This window comes from Streptomyces sp. NPDC102406 (genome assembly GCF_044765725.1).
Taxonomy (GTDB): Bacteria; Actinomycetota; Actinomycetes; order Streptomycetales; family Streptomycetaceae; genus Streptomyces.
The window spans coordinates 500488-516536 of the sequence record NZ_JBIWKP010000001.1; the positions used below are offsets into that span (position 1 = coordinate 500488).

The 16049-nt window shown below is 73.6% G+C and carries 14 protein-coding genes; 7 read left to right on the top strand and 7 right to left on the bottom strand.

The window, feature by feature from the left end; all coding sequences use genetic code 11:
• The first annotated feature begins 134 nt into the window (after nt 1-134).
• On the top strand, nt 135-1406 hold the full coding sequence (locus ACIRF8_RS02455; RefSeq protein WP_404210024.1) for a hypothetical protein: 1272 nt from the start codon (nt 135-137) through the stop codon (nt 1404-1406).
• Nucleotides 1407-1508: 102 nt separating this feature from the next.
• Nucleotides 1509-2045, top strand: a complete 537-nt coding sequence (locus ACIRF8_RS02460) for a DoxX family protein (protein ID WP_404210026.1) — start codon at nt 1509-1511, stop codon at nt 2043-2045.
• Between the two features lie 37 nt (nt 2046-2082).
• Here the strand turns inward: ACIRF8_RS02460 and ACIRF8_RS02465 are convergent, their stop codons facing one another.
• The 3 genes from ACIRF8_RS02465 to ACIRF8_RS02475 form a co-directional block, all read right to left on the bottom strand.
• Nucleotides 2083-4077: a glycosyltransferase gene (locus tag ACIRF8_RS02465; protein WP_404210028.1), complete on the bottom strand. Its 1995-nt coding sequence runs from the start codon at nt 4075-4077 to the stop codon at nt 2083-2085.
• A gap of 182 nt (nt 4078-4259) precedes the next feature.
• Complete coding sequence (locus ACIRF8_RS02470) at nt 4260-4469, bottom strand: hypothetical protein (protein ID WP_404210030.1); 210 nt, start codon at nt 4467-4469, stop codon at nt 4260-4262.
• A complete protein-coding gene (locus tag ACIRF8_RS02475; protein ID WP_404210032.1) occupies nt 4459-5769 on the bottom strand; it encodes a PspC domain-containing protein in 1311 nt (436 codons plus the stop codon). Before ACIRF8_RS02475 ends, ACIRF8_RS02470 begins: the two co-directional genes overlap by 11 nt.
• 196 nt (nt 5770-5965) lie before the next feature.
• On the opposite strand from ACIRF8_RS02475, the gene ACIRF8_RS02480 reads away from it, so the two are divergent.
• Both ACIRF8_RS02480 and ACIRF8_RS02485 read left to right on the top strand, forming a co-directional pair.
• Nucleotides 5966-7270 (top strand): PspC domain-containing protein, encoded by a 1305-nt coding sequence (locus tag ACIRF8_RS02480; RefSeq protein ID WP_404210034.1) that lies wholly within the window; start codon nt 5966-5968, stop codon nt 7268-7270.
• A complete protein-coding gene (locus tag ACIRF8_RS02485; RefSeq protein WP_404210036.1) occupies nt 7267-7968 on the top strand; it encodes a LuxR C-terminal-related transcriptional regulator in 702 nt (233 codons plus the stop codon). Before ACIRF8_RS02480 ends, ACIRF8_RS02485 begins: the two co-directional genes overlap by 4 nt.
• A 4-nt stretch (nt 7969-7972) precedes the next feature.
• Here ACIRF8_RS02485 and ACIRF8_RS02490 read toward each other — a convergent pair whose 3' ends face one another.
• Nucleotides 7973-9724: a CocE/NonD family hydrolase gene (locus ACIRF8_RS02490; protein ID WP_404210038.1), complete on the bottom strand. Its 1752-nt coding sequence runs from the start codon at nt 9722-9724 to the stop codon at nt 7973-7975.
• Nucleotides 9725-10118: 394 nt separating this feature from the next.
• Between ACIRF8_RS02490 and ACIRF8_RS02495 the strand changes: the two genes are divergently transcribed.
• Entirely contained in the window at nt 10119-10460 is a 342-nt protein-coding gene (locus tag ACIRF8_RS02495; RefSeq protein WP_404210040.1) for a hypothetical protein, read from the top strand.
• A 126-nt stretch (nt 10461-10586) separates the two neighbouring features.
• Nucleotides 10587-12017, top strand: a complete 1431-nt coding sequence (locus tag ACIRF8_RS02500; RefSeq protein ID WP_404210042.1) for a threonine/serine exporter ThrE family protein — start codon at nt 10587-10589, stop codon at nt 12015-12017.
• Here ACIRF8_RS02500 and ACIRF8_RS02505 read toward each other — a convergent pair.
• Genes ACIRF8_RS02505 through ACIRF8_RS02515 form a run of 3 tightly spaced genes read right to left on the bottom strand, consistent with a single transcriptional unit; the run spans nt 12011 to nt 15422 of the window.
• A complete protein-coding gene (locus ACIRF8_RS02505) occupies nt 12011-13651 on the bottom strand; it encodes a glycosyltransferase family 2 protein (protein WP_404210044.1) in 1641 nt (546 codons plus the stop codon). The genes ACIRF8_RS02500 and ACIRF8_RS02505 overlap by 7 nt on opposite strands.
• Nucleotides 13652-13654: 3 nt before the next feature.
• Nucleotides 13655-14920, bottom strand: a complete 1266-nt coding sequence (locus ACIRF8_RS02510) for a glycosyltransferase 87 family protein (protein WP_404212238.1) — start codon at nt 14918-14920, stop codon at nt 13655-13657.
• Between the two features lie 43 nt (nt 14921-14963).
• Complete coding sequence (locus ACIRF8_RS02515; protein WP_404210046.1) at nt 14964-15422, bottom strand: MarR family winged helix-turn-helix transcriptional regulator; 459 nt, start codon at nt 15420-15422, stop codon at nt 14964-14966.
• A gap of 140 nt (nt 15423-15562) precedes the next feature.
• Here ACIRF8_RS02515 and ACIRF8_RS02520 point away from each other — a divergent pair, with 140 nt between their 5' ends.
• Nucleotides 15563-15976: an organic hydroperoxide resistance protein gene (locus ACIRF8_RS02520; RefSeq protein ID WP_404210048.1), complete on the top strand. Its 414-nt coding sequence runs from the start codon at nt 15563-15565 to the stop codon at nt 15974-15976.
• Nucleotides 15977-16049 lie beyond the last annotated feature (73 nt).

Sequence of the window (16049 nt, forward strand, 5' to 3'; positions counted from 1 at the left end):
CGCATACGGTTCATCCCACGGAGGTGGACCCGTGCGCCGGAGTGTGCGCCGGGTGCGGCACAATTCCCTCTCGTCACAACGAAGTTGACGGCCAGTTGACGGGTCACGCAGAGGCTGAGGGTGGGGGCGTCGCGGTGGCGATGCAAGAAGCGCGACAAGGTCAGGGCACGCACGAGGGCGGATGCACGTGCGGCGACTGCCCGCACGGGGCGCGCGAGGGACACCGGAGGGCCGTGGCCGCGTTCCTCGCGAAGCGGGACGAACTGGCGGCCGGGAGCGGCCTGCCGCCCGCCGTCGCCCACTCGGCGGGCGCCTCACGCCAGTGGATCTCCGACGAACTCACCCAGTCCGCGCAGGCCGTGGCCGCGCGCGGCCGGGAGGAGGGCGCGGCCTGGCTCACGGGTCTGTGGCCGCGCACCCTGTACGTGCTGTGGGGCGGCGTCCTCGCGCTGCTCCTCGTGCAGGCGCTCACCGCGATCGGCGCGGGCTGGAGCGACGCCCGCACGGCCGGGCTCGTCGCCGCCGTCGTCCTGGCCGGGCTGCTCAGCGGCGCCGCGTCCGCGCACCGCACGCGGGGCGGCGTCCTCGCACCCGTGATCGGCGAGGACAACCGGCTCTCGACGTCCCGCGCGGTGGCGGGCGCCGCCGTGCTCCTCGCGGTCTACGCGGTCCTCGTGCTCGCCGGTGAACTCGCCTCGGCGTCCGGCCCCGCCGCCCGCGACCACCTCATCGACGGCCTCGAACTCGCCGACGGCGCAGGGCTGTTGACCGTCCTGGCCGTGGTCTGCGCGGTCGCGGTCCTGGTACGCCGCGTCGTCGGCCTGCGCGTTCTCGCCCAGCGCCTCCAGAAGGTGCCCGCCACCCGGCCGCGCGCCGCCGACCTGCTCACCGACGACTCCGGGCGCGGCAGCTTCACCGATGCGCAGTACGTGGCGGTGTGCGCCGCCGCGCTGGTGTGGGCCGGGGCCCGCCTCGCCCGCCGCCCCGACGCGCTGCCCGACCTGCCGTGGGGCCTCGCCGTCCTGGTGGGCGTCTCCGCGGCGACGTACCTCTGCGGCAAGTACGCGGAGGGCGGGCGCCCCGTCGTCCTCTCCGTCGTACGCTCCCGCGAGGCGGGCGACCTGGACGCGCCGATCCGCACCGGCGACGACATCGAGATCCGAGGCGCCGGGTTCGTACCGCCCGGCGCGGGCTCCGCCGACCAGCTCGCCCGGGTCGCCGTCCGCATCGGCACCGTCCACGTCCACGTGCCGCTCGTCCCCGTCCCCGGGGGCTTCACCAACCCGGCGGACGCACTGCTCACCGTGACGGTGCCGGTGGAGGTCGAGCCGGGCCGGGTCGAGGTGCAGGTGATCACGGCGGCGGGGGTCGAGACGAACCGCTGCGCCATCGACGTCGTCGATTGACCGGCGCGCGAGGTGAGCCGGGCCGCCCTGTCGTACGTATGGTCGGGTGGGCGAGTGATCGAGTGACGGAGCGGTCGGCGCGGGAGAGGTGGCGGTTCAGCGATGGCGCACGGGATGCGAACGGGCCCGCACGGCGGTTACGCCAGGGGCGGTGGCGGCGGCCGACGGGACACCGCCCAGCGGTACGCCCTGCTGCCGCTCCGCCTCTTCCTCGGCATCACCTTCGTCTACGCGGCCCTCGACAAGCTCACCGACAGCGCGTTCTTCCACGCGAGCGGTACCGGCTCCATCGGCGGGCAGATGCACGCGGTGCGCGACAGCTCCGCGATCCCGCAACTCGTCGACCTGGCACTGAAGTCGCCGACGGGCTTCGGCTACGCGATCGCCCTCGGCGAGCTGGCGGTGGGCATCGGCACGCTCCTCGGCGTCCTCGCCCGCCTCGCAGCGGTCGGCGGCGCCCTGATCTCCCTGAGCCTGTGGCTCACGATCAGTTGGGCGGCCGAGCCGTATTACCTGGGCAACGATCTGGCCTACCTGATGGCGTGGCTGCCGCTGATCCTGGCGGGGGCGCCCTACTGGTCGGTGGACGCCCTGATCGAGGAGCGGCGGCGGGGCCGGCTGCCGGGGCGGGGCCGGTGACCGGCCGGGCCCGCGCCCGGCCTCCGTCACCCGCGCGTCATCCGCGCACCCTGCGCACGAGACCCCGTAGCTTCTGCCGCGCGACCCGCCGCACGTCCACCGGGCGGACCTCCACCACCAGCGTGGTCTCCGACGCCGCCTTCTCCGGGCGGGCGGCGTAGGGGCGGGCGAGGTGGAACCACTGGGTGCGGCCCAGGCCCGCGCGGTAGGGGACGGCGACGGGCGCGGAGCCGGGGACGGTCAGGGTGATCGTCCAGCGGCCCGGACGCAGGCCCCTGACCGGGAGTTCCGCGGTGAACCTGTCGTCGGCCCGGTCGAGGGAGACCGGTGTCTCACGGTGGTCGCCGCTGCCGTTCTCCGCGCGCAGGCGCAGCGCTGCGGCCTCCTGCGCGTCCGCGCCGGCCAGCGTGCCGCCCACCACCAGCGTGGCCCCGCGCGATCCGTGCCAGGACACCCCGGACACCCGGTAGGGGCTGTCCTCGCGCGGTACCTCCCGGCCCACGCTGAGGGAGAGGCCGTCCCTCTTCGTCGTGTACGGGGTGACGGTCAGGGGCCGGGCCGGGTCCGGCGCCGTGATCGCGCGCGGGGGTGGTGTCCGCTCGGCCCCGGGGCTCTTGAGCCTGACGGTACGGCTGACTCCCTGCGCCCGTACGTCGAGGTGGAGGTCCCACCGGCCGCGGCCCAGGGGGGCGCCGGACGCCGCCGTGGGCAGGGGGATGTCCGCGACGAAGCCCGCGTCGGCGTAGCGCTCGTCGTCCGGGAGCCCGGCGACGGCGTGCACCCGCGCGGGGACGCGGACCTCCGCGTGGTCCGCGTCGTGGCAGCGCAGCACCAGCTCGGTGGCGGCGTCCCGGGAGGCCACGTGCTCGATGTAGGCGTGGCCGGTCAGCCGCAGCACGCCGCCCTCCCGCCAGTCCGCCGACGCGGTCCGGTGGTGCACCGGAAGCCGGCCGGTGACGTCGAAGGCGCTGTCCGGCACCCCCACGGCCGTGTCGCGGAAGAGCGGATGGTCCCAGTAGACCCGCCCCGCCTCGACGACGTGACCGCGTCCGGCGTCCTTCTTGGCGTCGCGGATGACCGTCATCATCTCGTCGAACCGGTCGGCCCGCAGCAGGTGCAGGAGGACCCGGTCGCGCGGTTCGAGCCGCTGGACGATCGGGTCGGTGACCCAGTTCGCCACCCAGGAGCGGACCTCCGGGTAGATGCGCTCGCGGATGTCCTCCTCGCTCTCCCGCAGCAGCAGCCACCACAGCGGGCCGCACAGCTCCCACTCGACGTGCCTGCGCATGATCTGGTCGCGCCGGGGGCCGGGCTCCAGGTGGCGGGCGACCGTCTCGAAGCAGAGCCTGGTGCCCCGCATGCGGTGGCTCAGGTTCTGCGCGGTGAGGGTGAGGTTGTTCCCGTTCTCACGGTTGCGGTGGTAGTAGCAGTCGTAGTCCGCGACGACGGAGATCCCGTCCGCGTTGAGGTACGCGGCGGCGGTGAACGGCTTGTCCTCGGTGTTGCGGAACGGCGGGAAGCGCAGCTCCAGGCGTTCGATGAGCGAGCGGCGAAAGAGTTTCCAGCAGCCGAGGGTCCGGTAGGCGGCGGAGGAGAAGATGTCCGTACGCGGCTGGGTGCTCTGGAAGACGGCGGTGGGCACGGCCCGGCCGCCGACCGAGACCATCTTGCCGAGCACGATGTCGGTGCGGTTCTCGTCGGCCATGGCCACCATGCGGCGCAGCGCGTCGGGGCCCAGGTAGTCGTCGGAGTCCAGGAAGAAGACGTAGTCGCCGCGGGCCACGTCCAGGGCGACGTTGCGCGGGACCGCCGCGGTGCCCGAGTTCTCCTGGTGGATGACGCGCAGCGAGGGGCAGGTCTCGGCGAGCCGGTCGAGCTCTTTGCCGGTGCCGTCGGTCGAGCCGTCGTTCACCGCGATGATCTCGATTCGGTCCAGGCCGATGGTCTGGTCCATCGCCGACTTGATGCAGTCGGTCAGCTCGGGCAGGGCGTTGTACGCGGGGACGATCACACTGACTCGGGGCTGGGGCATCGCTCTCCTCGGGCTCGGCGGCAGTGGGTGCGTACTCGCTGCCCCCGGGCCGCGGCGCCCCGGTCGGGGCGCGGCTGCTTCGAGGTCACGTAATCGTGGGGAATGACGGAGTACGGGGGGTTAGATACCCGAAACGGCTCCATGGTTGCCCCGCATGTTTTGCGGTCCCTTGACGAACATGTTCACTCGCACGCCGGGCGGCGGCGCCGCAACCGCACCACCCGCGTCACCGTCCCCACCGCCCCCGCGAGCCCCAACCCCCCGCACACCAGCGGGAAGACCACGAACCACGGGGTGTCCCACGCGCCGCCCGCGTCGCCGAAGTACACGATCGCCGTGGCCATCAGTGCCAGGCCCGCGATCAGCCGGCCGGGAGAGAAGTCATGCCGCACGGGACACCTCCGCCTGTCCGACGCCGACCTCGACGTGGAGTTCCAGTGCACCGCCGGTGGTCTTCGTGCCGGCGGGCGGTCGCAGCGTGACGTGCTTGTCGACGCCCGGCCGGACGTCCACGTCGTCCGGCCGGTCGCCGGGGAGCTGGATGTCGCCGACCCCGACCTCGACGTGCAACTCCACCGTGGCGTCGGCGGGCACCACGATCTTCGCCTGCCCGGCCCCGACCTCCAGATGCGTGGCGAGCGTCCGGCTCCCGGCCGCATCCACCCGTGACAGGTCCAACGTGCCGACCCCGGAGCCCAGTTCGTACTGGGGCCGCAGATCGGCCGCGCTCGCCGGGTTCCAGTCCGTCCGCACCCACTCGGTGTCGATGTTGGCGGGGAGCGCCGCCGACGCGCCGAGCAGCCCGGCCGTGACGACGGCGAGGACGATCGAGCCCGCGCCGGTCCGGCCGCGGAACGCGCTCACCGCGATGCCGAGGCCGAACACGCCGAGGGCGCAGGCCAGTCCGGTCTGGAGGCTGTCGCCGAACGAGCGGGACTCCCAGGAGGCGCCGGTGCCGGCGGTTCCCGCGACGAGCGCCGCCAGGAACGTGAGGGCGCCGATGCCCCGGGGGCCGCGCGTCCCGGGCCGCCCGGCGGCGGGGCCGCGCCGTCGGGCGGCCCGCTGCGGCGCGGCGTCCTCGATGTCCGCCGGGCCCCAGAGGTAGCCGGTGGAGCCGCCGTAGGTGCCGGGCGAGCCGTCCTTCACGATCGGGTCCCGCCACCAGGAGGGGGACGGGGAGACGGGTGGCGCCTGCGCCTCGGGCGGGGCGTCGGCGACGGCCTGCGCGGCGACCGGGTCGGGGGCGGCGGTGCGGCGCTGCTGCGACCAGTAGCCGGCGCCCGCGAGGAGCAGGGCGAGGACGGCGGCGAAGGTGAGCACGCCACCGTTGTTCAGCATCGACAGGAAGACGCCGCAGCCGACCAGCGCGGTGACGATGGCGGCGAGCCCCGGCCCGTCGACCCGGCCGGTCAGCAGCTTGCGGAACTCGTTCTCGTCCTCGTCGTCGTAGGGCACGAGCAGCCACGCGAAGCCGTAGGCGATCAGGCCGACGCCGCCGGTCACGGCGAGCACGGCCAGGCCGATACGCAGGATCACCGGGTCCATGTCGCAGTGGCGCCCGAGCCCCGCGCAGACCCCGCCGAGCTGCTTGTACCGCCGGTCCCGGCGGAAGCGGCGCGGCCGGGCGGGCGGCTGCGGCCCGGGGGCCGTGGCCACGGATGGTTCCGCGTCGTGCGGGGCGTGCTCCGTCATACGCCCATGGTGACGGGCCCGCGCCCCCGGCGGCAGCCGGGACAACCCTGGCCGGACCCTGAGATCACCCCTGACGTCCTCGGTCCCGCGACCGGTGGGCGGCGCCGAGCGGGCCGGTTCTCAGGGGGGCGTATCCGGGGCGTATCCGGGGCCGACCCTGATGCCCGGCCCTCCGACGGCGTGTGACGATCGGGGCATGCCGGAAGCAGCGACCGTCCCCCTCGCCGAAGACACGCGTGATCCGAGGCCGCCGCGCAAGCTCTACCGCAGCAGCGACGGCCGCTGGCTCGGCGGGGTCGCGCGCGGTCTCGCCGGGCACCTGGGGCTGCCGGTCGTCTGGGTACGCCTGGTCTTCGTGGGCCTGTTCATGGGGGACGGCCTCGGGGCCCTGCTCTACGCGGCGTTCTGGTTCTTCGTGCCGCTGGGCGTCGGCGGTGTCGACGGCGACCGGCCGCCCGTGCTCACCACGGAGACGGCCGCCGACGGGCGCCGCAGACTGGTCGCGCGCCGCCCCGACAAGGGGCAGATCCTCGCCCTCGTGCTCATGGTCATCGTCGCCATGATCTTCGTGCAGAACGTGAACCTCACCGGCAACACCAAGGCGTACCTGGTCCCCACGGTCCTCGTCGGCGCGGGCGTCGCCCTCGTGTGGCGCCAGGCGGACAACGCGCGCCGCGCCCGCTGGGCCGAGGTCGGCCGCCGCAGGCGCACCCTGCACGTGGCGCGCGCCGCGGCCGGTGTCGTCCTCGTCGGCACGGGCGTCACCGGCGTCTTCGTCACCCAGGGCGCCACCGAACACCTCGGTTCGATCCTCCAGGCGGCGCTCGCCGTACTGGTCGGCATCGCCCTGCTGGCGGGCCCGTACCTCATCCGCATGACGCAGGACCTGTCCGAGGAACGCCTCATGCGCATCCGCGCCCAGGAGCGTGCGGAGGTGGCGGCCCACGTCCACGACTCGGTCCTGCACACCCTCACCCTGATCCAGCGCAACGCCGACAGCGCCTCCGAGGTGCGCCGTCTCGCCCGCGCCCAGGAGCGCGACCTGCGGGCCTGGCTGTACAAGCCGGCCGCCGCCGAGAACCCGCAGGAGCCCGAGACGGTCGCGGAGGCGGTCAAGCGCCACGCGGCCGAGGTCGAGGACCAGCACGGCGTGCCCCTTGAGGTCGTGGTCGTCGGCGACTGCCCGCTCGACGAGGGCCTGCGGGCACAGATGCAGGCCGCGAGGGAAGCGATGGTGAACGCCGCGAAGTACGGTGGCGAGGGCGGCGCCGTCCAGGTGTTCGCGGAGGTGGAGGGCGGGCCTGGGGGCGAGGTGTTCGTGTCCGTACGGGACCGGGGGCCCGGCTTCGATCTCGCGTCCGTCCCTGTCGACCGCATGGGCGTAAGAGAATCGATCATCGGCCGGATGGAACGCAACGGCGGGACGGCCCGGCTGCGGGCGGTGCCGGACGGTGGCACCGAGGTCGAACTGACCATGAAGAGGGCGGAGAAGACGTCATGACGGCACCCACGACATCCACGGAGGGGACCGGCCCGGCGCGGCACGTGCGGGTGGTCCTGGTGGACGACCACCGCATGTTCCGTACGGGCGTCCAGGCGGAGATCGGCCGCACGGAGACGACGGGCGTCGAGGTGGTCGGCGAGGCGGCCGACGTCGACCAGGCGGTCACGGTCATCACGGCGACGCGCCCCGAGGTCGTCCTCCTCGACGTCCACCTCCCGGGCGGCGGCGGCGTCGAGGTCCTGCGCCGCTGCGCCCCGCTGGCGGCGGACGCCGAGAGCCCGGTCCGCTTCCTCGCCCTGTCCGTCTCCGACGCGGCGGAGGACGTCATCGGCGTGATCCGCGGCGGCGCGCGCGGCTACGTCACCAAGACGATCACCGGCTCGGACCTGGTCGACTCGATCTTCCGGGTCCAGGACGGCGACGCGGTGTTCTCCCCGCGCCTTGCGGGTTTCGTCCTGGACGCCTTCGCCTCGACGGACGCGCCCCCGGTGGACGAGGACCTCGACCGTCTCACGCAGCGCGAGCGCGAGGTGCTGCGGCTGATCGCACGCGGTTACGCGTACAAGGAGATCGCGAAGCAGCTCTTCATCTCCGTGAAGACGGTCGAGTCGCATGTCTCCGCGGTGCTGCGCAAGCTCCAGCTCTCCAACCGGCACGAGCTGACGCGGTGGGCGACGGCGCGCCGGCTGGTGTGACGGGTCAGCCCAGCGGGATCTCCAGGAAGGACGCGTCGCCGTCGGGGGAGCTGACGGTGAGGGTGTGCGGTGCCTCGTTGGTGTCGCTGTAGAACGCGTCCTTGCTGTCGATGACGAGCATCAGGCGGCGTCCGGCGGGCAAGTCGTAGCCGGTGGCCTGGAGTTCGAGGTCGACGGTGGCGGAGCCGCCGGCCGTGGCGGCGGGCGCGGTGAACGGCGCGTGCGTGATGATCCGCGCGTTGCCGTCGGCCCCCGCGTCCAGCAGGTAGGCGATGAAGGTGGCCTCGCGGGCGCTGCCGGTGACGGTGACGTGCAGCCCGGGTATGCCGCGCAGCCGCAGGCGCTCGGGGGCCGGCGGGGCCGTCCAGACGAGGGCGTCGGAGCGGGGGATGTCGGCCGTCGCGTAGATCTTGGGGCGGCCCAGCATCTCGGCCATCCCGGTCCAGATGACGGTGTCGGCGACCTCGGCCAGGGTGGGGGTGCCGACCTGGAACGACCGCTCCCAGCCTGCCGGTTCGGTGTCGGCGAGCCGTCCGTCGTCCCCGCCCTCGGCGGGCGTGGTCAGGTACAGCCTGCGGGTGCTCGCGGTCACCGCGTCCCAGTCGGCGTGGGTCTCAAGGACCCGGGAGCACATGATCTGGCTGACGATCCCGTGCTCGTCCGCGCCGCCGGTGTCCTGCCGTAGGAGGTGCTGGTCGAACCACTTGTCGGCGGCGGCCCAGATCCGGTTGGGCAGGCCGAGCATGCCGGACATCTCGGGTCCCGAGTGGTCGCCGACCGAGAAGAGGAGCCGTTTCGGGCCTTCGAGCCGGTTGAACATCTCCAGCGTCTGATTGGGCGGGAACAGCGTCTCGTGCCAGGCCTGCGCGAACAGGACCGGTACGCCGCGCCGGTTGAGGCCGTCGATGTGCGTCAGCGGCGAGCGGTCCTTGGCCCACAGCAGGATGTTGTCGATGTCCGCACCGGCCAGGACCAGGTCGAAGATCTCCTGCGTGCGCTTGCTGAGCCGGGCGTTCTTCGCGGCGCCGAGCAGCGCGGTGACGGAGGCCAGATGGCGGGTGCGGTTCTCGTAGAACGCCTTGCCCAGGTCGCCCCAGGTGCTCATCGCCACGACGGCGCTGACCCGGGGGTCCTTGGCGGCGACGATCTGGCTGATCCCGGAACCGTAGGAGTCGCCGAGGAAACCCACCCTGGTGGGCGTCCGGCCGAGCGCGCCGATGAGATGGGTGAGCGCCAGCATCCCGTCCTGGACGTCCTCCTCGCCGACCACCTCGACCTCGCCCTCGGAGTCGCCGAAGCCGCGGGCGCTGTAGGCGAGCACGTCATAGCCCTTGAGGGCGAACCGCAGGCCCTGGACCGCGTAGGCGAGCCAGCCCATGTCCGCCCACGGGGACGGCATCACGATGGCCGGGCGCGGCCTGCCGTCATCATGGATCCACTGGACGGCGTCGAGCGCGGCCCCTTCGTGTCCCGGTACCCGGACCCTGCTCATGCGGATCGTGGCGCGCGCCTCCTCCACCTCGGCGGCGAGGGCGGGCGGCAGCCCCGCGGTGTCGCCCGTCTCCAGGGCGCGCGCGACGCCGGGCAGGTCGGTCTCCTCGGGCGCGATGTACAGGCCGGCCATGGGCGGGACCTGCAAGGTGCTCGCCTCACCGGTCGACCGCGACGGCCCGGCCCCCTCGGTCGGGGCGTTGAGTGCCAGCAGGCTCACCGGGTCCTGTGCGAGGCGTCGTACCCAGAGGGTGCGCTCGGTCATGGCGGAGTGTTCCTTTCGGACGGCTGTACGAAGGATGCGGATGTCGCCGCGAATTCACCTGGTCGCCTTACGGGAGGAGATATTCCGGTCGAGCCGGAATTCCGCTTCGTGCGGTGATGTCCCGTCGCATAAGGATGTCCGTCGCGAATTTGACCGTCAATGGGGCTTCAGGGCGGGCTTCTGAATGGCCAGTTCTCGCTCGGCGACCGCAGTAAGCGGAGCGGAGCAATTCATTATCCTGTTCAATGATTTCGACCCCGGACCACCTGAATATCTCTTCCGATTCTTCTGGGTGAGGCTGACCGGGTGAAATGCCGTGGGGCAGGTCTGCGTGCTCGGGGGAGCGGGAATGACCTGGGCAAACGTCATGTCCATGAATCCGAAAGGGAACCCCGTGCGTATTCGTACCGCCCTGGCTGCCACCGCCCTCGCCGCCGCCGCCGTGATGGGCGCCAGTGGTACCGCCCTCGCCCACGACGACAACGATCACGGCTGGGAGGCCGGCTACGCCTACCAGAACCTGGGTGGGCCCACCGGGATCACCCGTTTCGCCGCTTACGGCGAGGGCGACGGCGGCGAGCACGGCGGCCGTCACTTCTGGGAGGCCGGTTACGAGAACCTCGGTGGTCCCGCCGGTATCACCGGGGGCTACGGCCGCGGCGCGGGCGACGACGGCGACCACTACGACCACGGCGACCACGACGACCACGAGGGCCACGGCGAGCACGGCGAGTAGTTCTGACGTCGCACCGAAGGGGGCCCGCCGAGGACGTGCGGGCCCCCTTCGGCGTGACGTCCGGGGCTCTGAGGCTCGCGAGGTTACTGGTCCGTATGGGTGTTATGTCCGTTACGATCCATCTGTATGCCTGTGAGGAACCACACCGCCGCCCCGCCCTCCACCCCTTGGCTGACACAGGCCCTGCCTAGACTGCGCGGCCTCGAACCCATCAGCAGCTACGGCTATGCCGGTGAGCTGCTCCACGACGACGGCCGCGCCGACCTCCAGGCCTACGGCGCGCGCGTCGTCGACCTGGCGATCCGGGTCGGGGAGGCGCTCCTGTCCTACGGGGCCTCCGCCGAGGAGGCCGTCGCCGGGATGCTCGTCACCGCCGAGACGTACGGGCTGTGCTACTGCGAGCCGGGCGTCACGCTCGGGTCGGTCTCCCTGTCCGCGTACGCGCCCGGTGAGCTGACCCCGCTGCACGCGACCCGCACCATCCGCGGGCACGACACCGACTTCCGCGCCCTGGGCCGTATGCACGCCCTGGTCGACCGGATCAGCGGGCACGGGCTGTCGCTGGAGGAGGCGCGGGCCGAGGCGGGGCGCGTGCTCGACGCTCCGGCGTCCGTCGGCGGGCGCGGGGCGCGGTGGCGGGTACCGGTGCAGACCGGCCTGGTGGCGGCCGGTGGCGGGCCCGTCTTCGGGGGCGGCCCGCTGACCTCGCTGTGCTCGTTCGTGGCCGGGGCGCTCGGCTCGCTGCTGGGCGGGTGGCTCGGCCGGAACGGGGTCCCGGCGTTCTACCGCTTCGCCGTCGCCGCCATGCCCGCCGCCGTGCTGGCCCTCGCCGTCAGCCGGGTGGCGCCCGCCTCCGCCGTGCAGGCGGTCGTCGTGGCGGGGGTGCTCGGGCTGCTGCCCACCGTGACGTTCGTGAGCGCCGTGCAGGACGCGCTCGCCGGGCACTACCTGACCGCGGTCGGGCGCCTCTTCGACGCGCTGCTCGTCTTCGCCGCCGTCGTCACGGGGGTGGTGGCGGTGCTCGGTGTCGGGCAGTTGTTCGGTCTCGGCGTGCCGATCGTGCCGTCGGTCAGGCGGTCCGAACATCTCGGGGCGCCGGGCGTGGGCGCCGTCGTCTTCGCCGTGGCCGTGGCGGCACGGGCCCGCACGCCGAGGCGGGACTGGCTGCCCGCCGCGGTGCTCGGGCTCGGCGGGTTCGTGGTGTCGGTCGAGTTCGAGCTGCTGGGGTTCTCCTCGCTGCTCGGCACGGCGCTCGTGGCGGCGGTCGTCGGCGGCGCCGGGCACTGGGTCGCCCGGCGCCGCCGCGAGTCGGCGCTGCCGCTCGTCGTCCCCGGGATCGCCCCGCTGCTGCCGGGCGGCGCCCTGTACGCGGCGCTCGGCGCGCTCGCCTCGGGCCGCACCACCGTGGGGATCGGCGGGATGGTCAACGTCGCGGCGGTGACGCTGGCGCTGGCGGTCGGGGTCGGACTGTCGGGGGAAGTGGGGCAGTTGGTGCGCAGGGTGCGGACGGGCCGGAGGGCGGGAGCCCCGGAACCGGGCGGCCGTGCGGCTCAGTGAAGAAACCGGGCCACCCTGCGCCGCAGCACCGACAGCACCCCGCGCGGCCCCGTGGCCGTGCGCAGCGCGAGGGCCCCGGAGTGGGTGGCGTAGGGCTGGGCGAGCAGGATTCCGTGGCGGCGGCTCGGCACGGCGACGCGGCGCAGCAGCCCCGGGCCCCGGACGGCGTGTGCCGTGGCGTCGCGGTGGGTGCCGTCGGCGAAGCGCAGGCGGAGCCGGAGGTCGCAGGTGCCGGGGCGGCCGAGCGCGGAGAGGTCGAGCACGGCCGTCGCCACCCACGCCCCGTCGCCGGAAGCGGAGCCGTCCGGGTCCGGGGACGCCGCCGCGGTGAACGTCGCCGTCCTGCGCTGGAGCACCGTGCCGTGCCGCCGGTCGACGAGGTCCACCTCGACCGTGTGCGGGCCCGCGTCGGCGACGCGTCCGTACAGCTCGTGCAGCACCAGCGTGAGCCGGGTGCGGCGGGCGCCCGGGCGCAGCTCACCGTCGACGGCGACCGGCAGCAGCTCCATCGGGCGGTGCATGAGGTGTTCGAGGGAGACCTGCGGCAGATCGGGCGACCAGACGGGCGTGCCGTCGGGCAGCCGTGCGTACGGGGGCAGCAACCGGGCCGGGCGGGCGGCGAGTTCCTTGACGCGGGGCAGGTCGCGGGGGGCCTCGGAGGCGAGGACGAGGCGGCCGACGACGCGGCCGGGCGCGGGCGCCGCCTCGAAGTCGGCGGTGTCGAAGGAGGCGAGGTAGGCGCGGGTCCTGGTCCACCACTCGGCGCGGTACGCGGCCCCGCGCAGATCGAGTTCGCGCGCGTACATCCGCAGGGAGTGGTCGAGGAAGTACGAGCGGGCCGCCCGCGCGAGCCGCTTGTGGGAGGCGCCGAGGAGGATGTCGACGGACTGGCGGTGGGCGTCGAGGCGGGCCTGCCAGTTGTCGATGCCGGACCGGTCCAGGGAGAGGGAGAGCTTCCGCGCGGCGCGCCGCACGTGCCAGACGTAGACCCGGTCGGGGATCAGCGCCATGCGCGGGGCGGCGGCGAGCACGCGCGCCGTGAACACGAAGTCCTCGTAGACGAAGCGGCCGTCGGGGAAGCGGATCGCGTGCGCGCGCAGGAAGTCGGTGCGGTACAGCTTGTTGACGCACAGGGTGTCGTGGACGAGGCGCGGGCGCCGGTCGGGCCGGGCGACCACGGACGGCTCGGCGTACAGCTCGGGCTGCCAGGGGACCTCGTGCCCGGACGGGATCTCCCGCCGTACGCACAGCCCCGCGGTGACCTGCGCGTCGTGCCGGCGGGCCGCGTCGAGCAGCGCGTCGACGGCGCCCGGGGGCAGGATGTCGTCGCTGTCGAGGAACATGACGTACGAGCAGGAGGCGCGGGCGATCCCGTCGTTGCGGGGGGTGCCGCAGCCGCCGCTGTTGGTCGCGCGGTGGACGACGGTCAGCCGGGGTTCGCGGGCGGCCAGTTCGTCGAGGAGGGTGCCGCTGCCGTCCGTCGAGCAGTCGTCGACCGCGATCACCTCGCGCACCGCGGGGCCCTGGTCGAGCGCGGAGCGCACCGCGTCGGCGACATGGGCGGCGTCGTCGTAACCGATGACGACCACGGTGACGGTCGGGGCCGGGATGTCCGCGGGTTCCAGGAAATTCATCAGCTAGATATTAGTGGTTTGGGTTGATTGTCCGGTTAAAGGCGACTCGCGCTCTTTCGCCGCTGTCGCGGCCCACAGGCGGCGGAACGAGAGCACCGCCGCCGCGAGCAGCAGGGCGTTGCGTACCACCATCACGGCCAGCCCCGTCCCCGTCCCGCCCGTCACGTCCGCGTACAGCACCGGGTACGCGAGCGCGCTGACGCCCGCCGCGGCGAGGACGAGGAGGGCGACCGGACGCTGGGTGGTCTGCCGCGAGGTCAGGCAGACCGCGCCCAGGCCCAGCAGCCAGACCAGGTACTGCGGGCTGATCACGCGGCTGGTGACGGTGAACATCAGCACGGCGCACAGCGCGGCGTCGTACGGCGTCGCCGCCGAGTACCGCCGGGCCCGCACCCGCCACCACAGCAGCACCCCGAAGGCCACCGCCGTCAGCGCGAGTGAGGCCGTCGCGACGACGCCCACCTGCGGCCCGAGGAACTCCATCGCCCCGTACCGGTACCGGACCCGCCCCGGCCGGCCGAGCATGCGCGCGCCCGCGAGCACCGTCCCGCCGAGCGATTCGATCTGCACGCCGCGCCCGCCCTGCTCGCGCAGGAACGAGAACGGCGCGCGGAAGGCCAGCGTCAGGACCAGGAGCATGGCGGCCGCGGCGCCGAGCGCCGCCCCCCACGCCTGCCGCGCGGTGCGCCCCCGCTCCACGCCCAGCAGGACCAGCGCGGGCCACACCTTCACCAGGGCGCCGAGCGCCGCGAGGCCGCCGGCGGCGCGGGGTGCGCGGTGCAGGGTGAGCAGGGCGAGGACGGCGAGCGCGGTGACCTCGACGTCGTAGCGGGCGAGCGGGATGTGCAGGAGCAGCGGGAGTCCCGCGGTCCAAAGCCAGGCGCCGCGCGGATCGCGGTCGCCGCGCACCAGCGCATACGTGACGAGCGCGTCCGCGGCCAGGGTCATCGCCACGAACCCCTGGAAGTACGTGAGGCCCGGCAGCAGGTCGGGCGCGAGGAGCACCGGTCCCGCGCCCGGCGGGTACTGCCACAGCGGATCGCCGACGGGGAACGTGCCCTGGGCGAGGGTGGCGGCCCACCGCGCGTACAACTGGTGGACCTCGCGGGCGACGCCGCCGACCCCGAGCGGGAACGTTTCGTCCAGGGCGAGCAGCAGGAGCATCGCGGCGCGGGTCAGCGCCCAGGTGACGGGGAGCGCGGTGTGGGCGGGGCGGGCCCAGGTGGTGTGGACCGGGCCGATGGCGGCGGGGCGATTCTCAGTGCCGATTGTCACAGCATGGGAGCTTATGACGCATGTTGTCCGTTACGGCTCACCCGAGCGTCGCGGCGTCCAGTGCCTCCGTCAGACGGTTCAGGCGCTCCCGCAGGTCCTCTATCTCGGCCAGTTCGAAGCCCGTCGCCCGCGCGATGCCGAGCGGCACCTCGGCCGCGCGCTCCTTGAGGGCGGCGCCCGCCCCGGTGAGCGACACCATCACCGAGCGCTCGTCGCGGGCGCTGCGCTCGCGCCGCACGAGCCCGTTCCCCTCCAGGCGCTTGAGCAGCGGGGAGAGGGTGCCCGAGTCGAGACGCAGCCGCTCACCGAGGCGCTTGACCGGGAGCGCCCCGCCCTCGGGCTCCTCCCAGAGGGCCAGCATGACCAGGTACTGGGGGTAGGTGAGCCCGAGATCCTTGAGGAGGACGCGGTAGACGCCGCCGAAGGCCCGCGAGGCCGCGTTCAGCGAGAAGCAGATCTGCCGGTCGAGTCGGAGGAGGTCCTGGGCGCTGGTCATGGTTCCAGCGTACCGAACGCGTCACTTAGTTGTGCACAATTGAATTGCGTGCTCTACTTATCTCGGTCCTCGTACCGACCGACCGCACGACCCACTTACCGCACGACCCGCAGACCGACCGACCTCTGAAGGAGCCCCTCATGGATGCCCTCTACACCGCCGTCGCCACCGCCACCCACGGCCGCGACGGGCGCGCCGTCTCCTCCGACGGCGTGATCGACCTCCAGCTCGGCATCCCCACGGCCATGGGCGGCAACGGCCAGGGCTCCAACCCCGAGCAGCTCTTCGCCGCCGGGTACGCGGCCTGCTTCGGCAGCGCCCTCGGGCTCGTCGGCCGCGCGGCCAAGGTGGATGTCGCCGACGCGGCCGTCACCGCCGAGGTCTCCATCGGCAAGCAGGGCGAGGGCTTCGGCCTCGCGGTCGTGCTCCGCGTCGAGCTGCCGGACTCCGTCGACGCCGAGACGGGCCGCAAGCTGGTCGAGCAGGCCCACCAGGTGTGCCCGTACTCGAACGCGACCCGCGGCAACATCGACGTCGACCTCGTCATCGAGTAATCGCCCCCCCCGCTCGCCCGCCCGGCTCGACCGGCTCGCCGCGTCACCCGGGCGGGCCAGTGCGAGTGACCGC

Excerpts from the sequence above, each read along its gene's own strand:
- ACIRF8_RS02460 (WP_404210026.1), top strand. The coding sequence starts at position 1,509 with ATGGCGCACGGGATGCGAACGGGCCCGCACGGCGGTTACGCCAGGGGC.
- ACIRF8_RS02465 (WP_404210028.1), bottom strand. The coding sequence starts at position 4,077 with ATGCCCCAGCCCCGAGTCAGTGTGATCGTCCCCGCGTACAACGCCCTG.
- ACIRF8_RS02475 (WP_404210032.1), bottom strand. The coding sequence starts at position 5,769 with ATGACGGAGCACGCCCCGCACGACGCGGAACCATCCGTGGCCACGGCC.
- ACIRF8_RS02480 (WP_404210034.1), top strand. The coding sequence starts at position 5,966 with ATGCCGGAAGCAGCGACCGTCCCCCTCGCCGAAGACACGCGTGATCCG.
- ACIRF8_RS02485 (WP_404210036.1), top strand. The coding sequence starts at position 7,267 with ATGACGGCACCCACGACATCCACGGAGGGGACCGGCCCGGCGCGGCAC.
- ACIRF8_RS02490 (WP_404210038.1), bottom strand. The coding sequence starts at position 9,724 with ATGACCGAGCGCACCCTCTGGGTACGACGCCTCGCACAGGACCCGGTG.
- ACIRF8_RS02500 (WP_404210042.1), top strand. The coding sequence starts at position 10,587 with ATGCCTGTGAGGAACCACACCGCCGCCCCGCCCTCCACCCCTTGGCTG.
- ACIRF8_RS02505 (WP_404210044.1), bottom strand. The coding sequence starts at position 13,651 with ATGAATTTCCTGGAACCCGCGGACATCCCGGCCCCGACCGTCACCGTG.
- ACIRF8_RS02515 (WP_404210046.1), bottom strand. The coding sequence starts at position 15,422 with ATGACCAGCGCCCAGGACCTCCTCCGACTCGACCGGCAGATCTGCTTC.
- ACIRF8_RS02520 (WP_404210048.1), top strand. The coding sequence starts at position 15,563 with ATGGATGCCCTCTACACCGCCGTCGCCACCGCCACCCACGGCCGCGAC.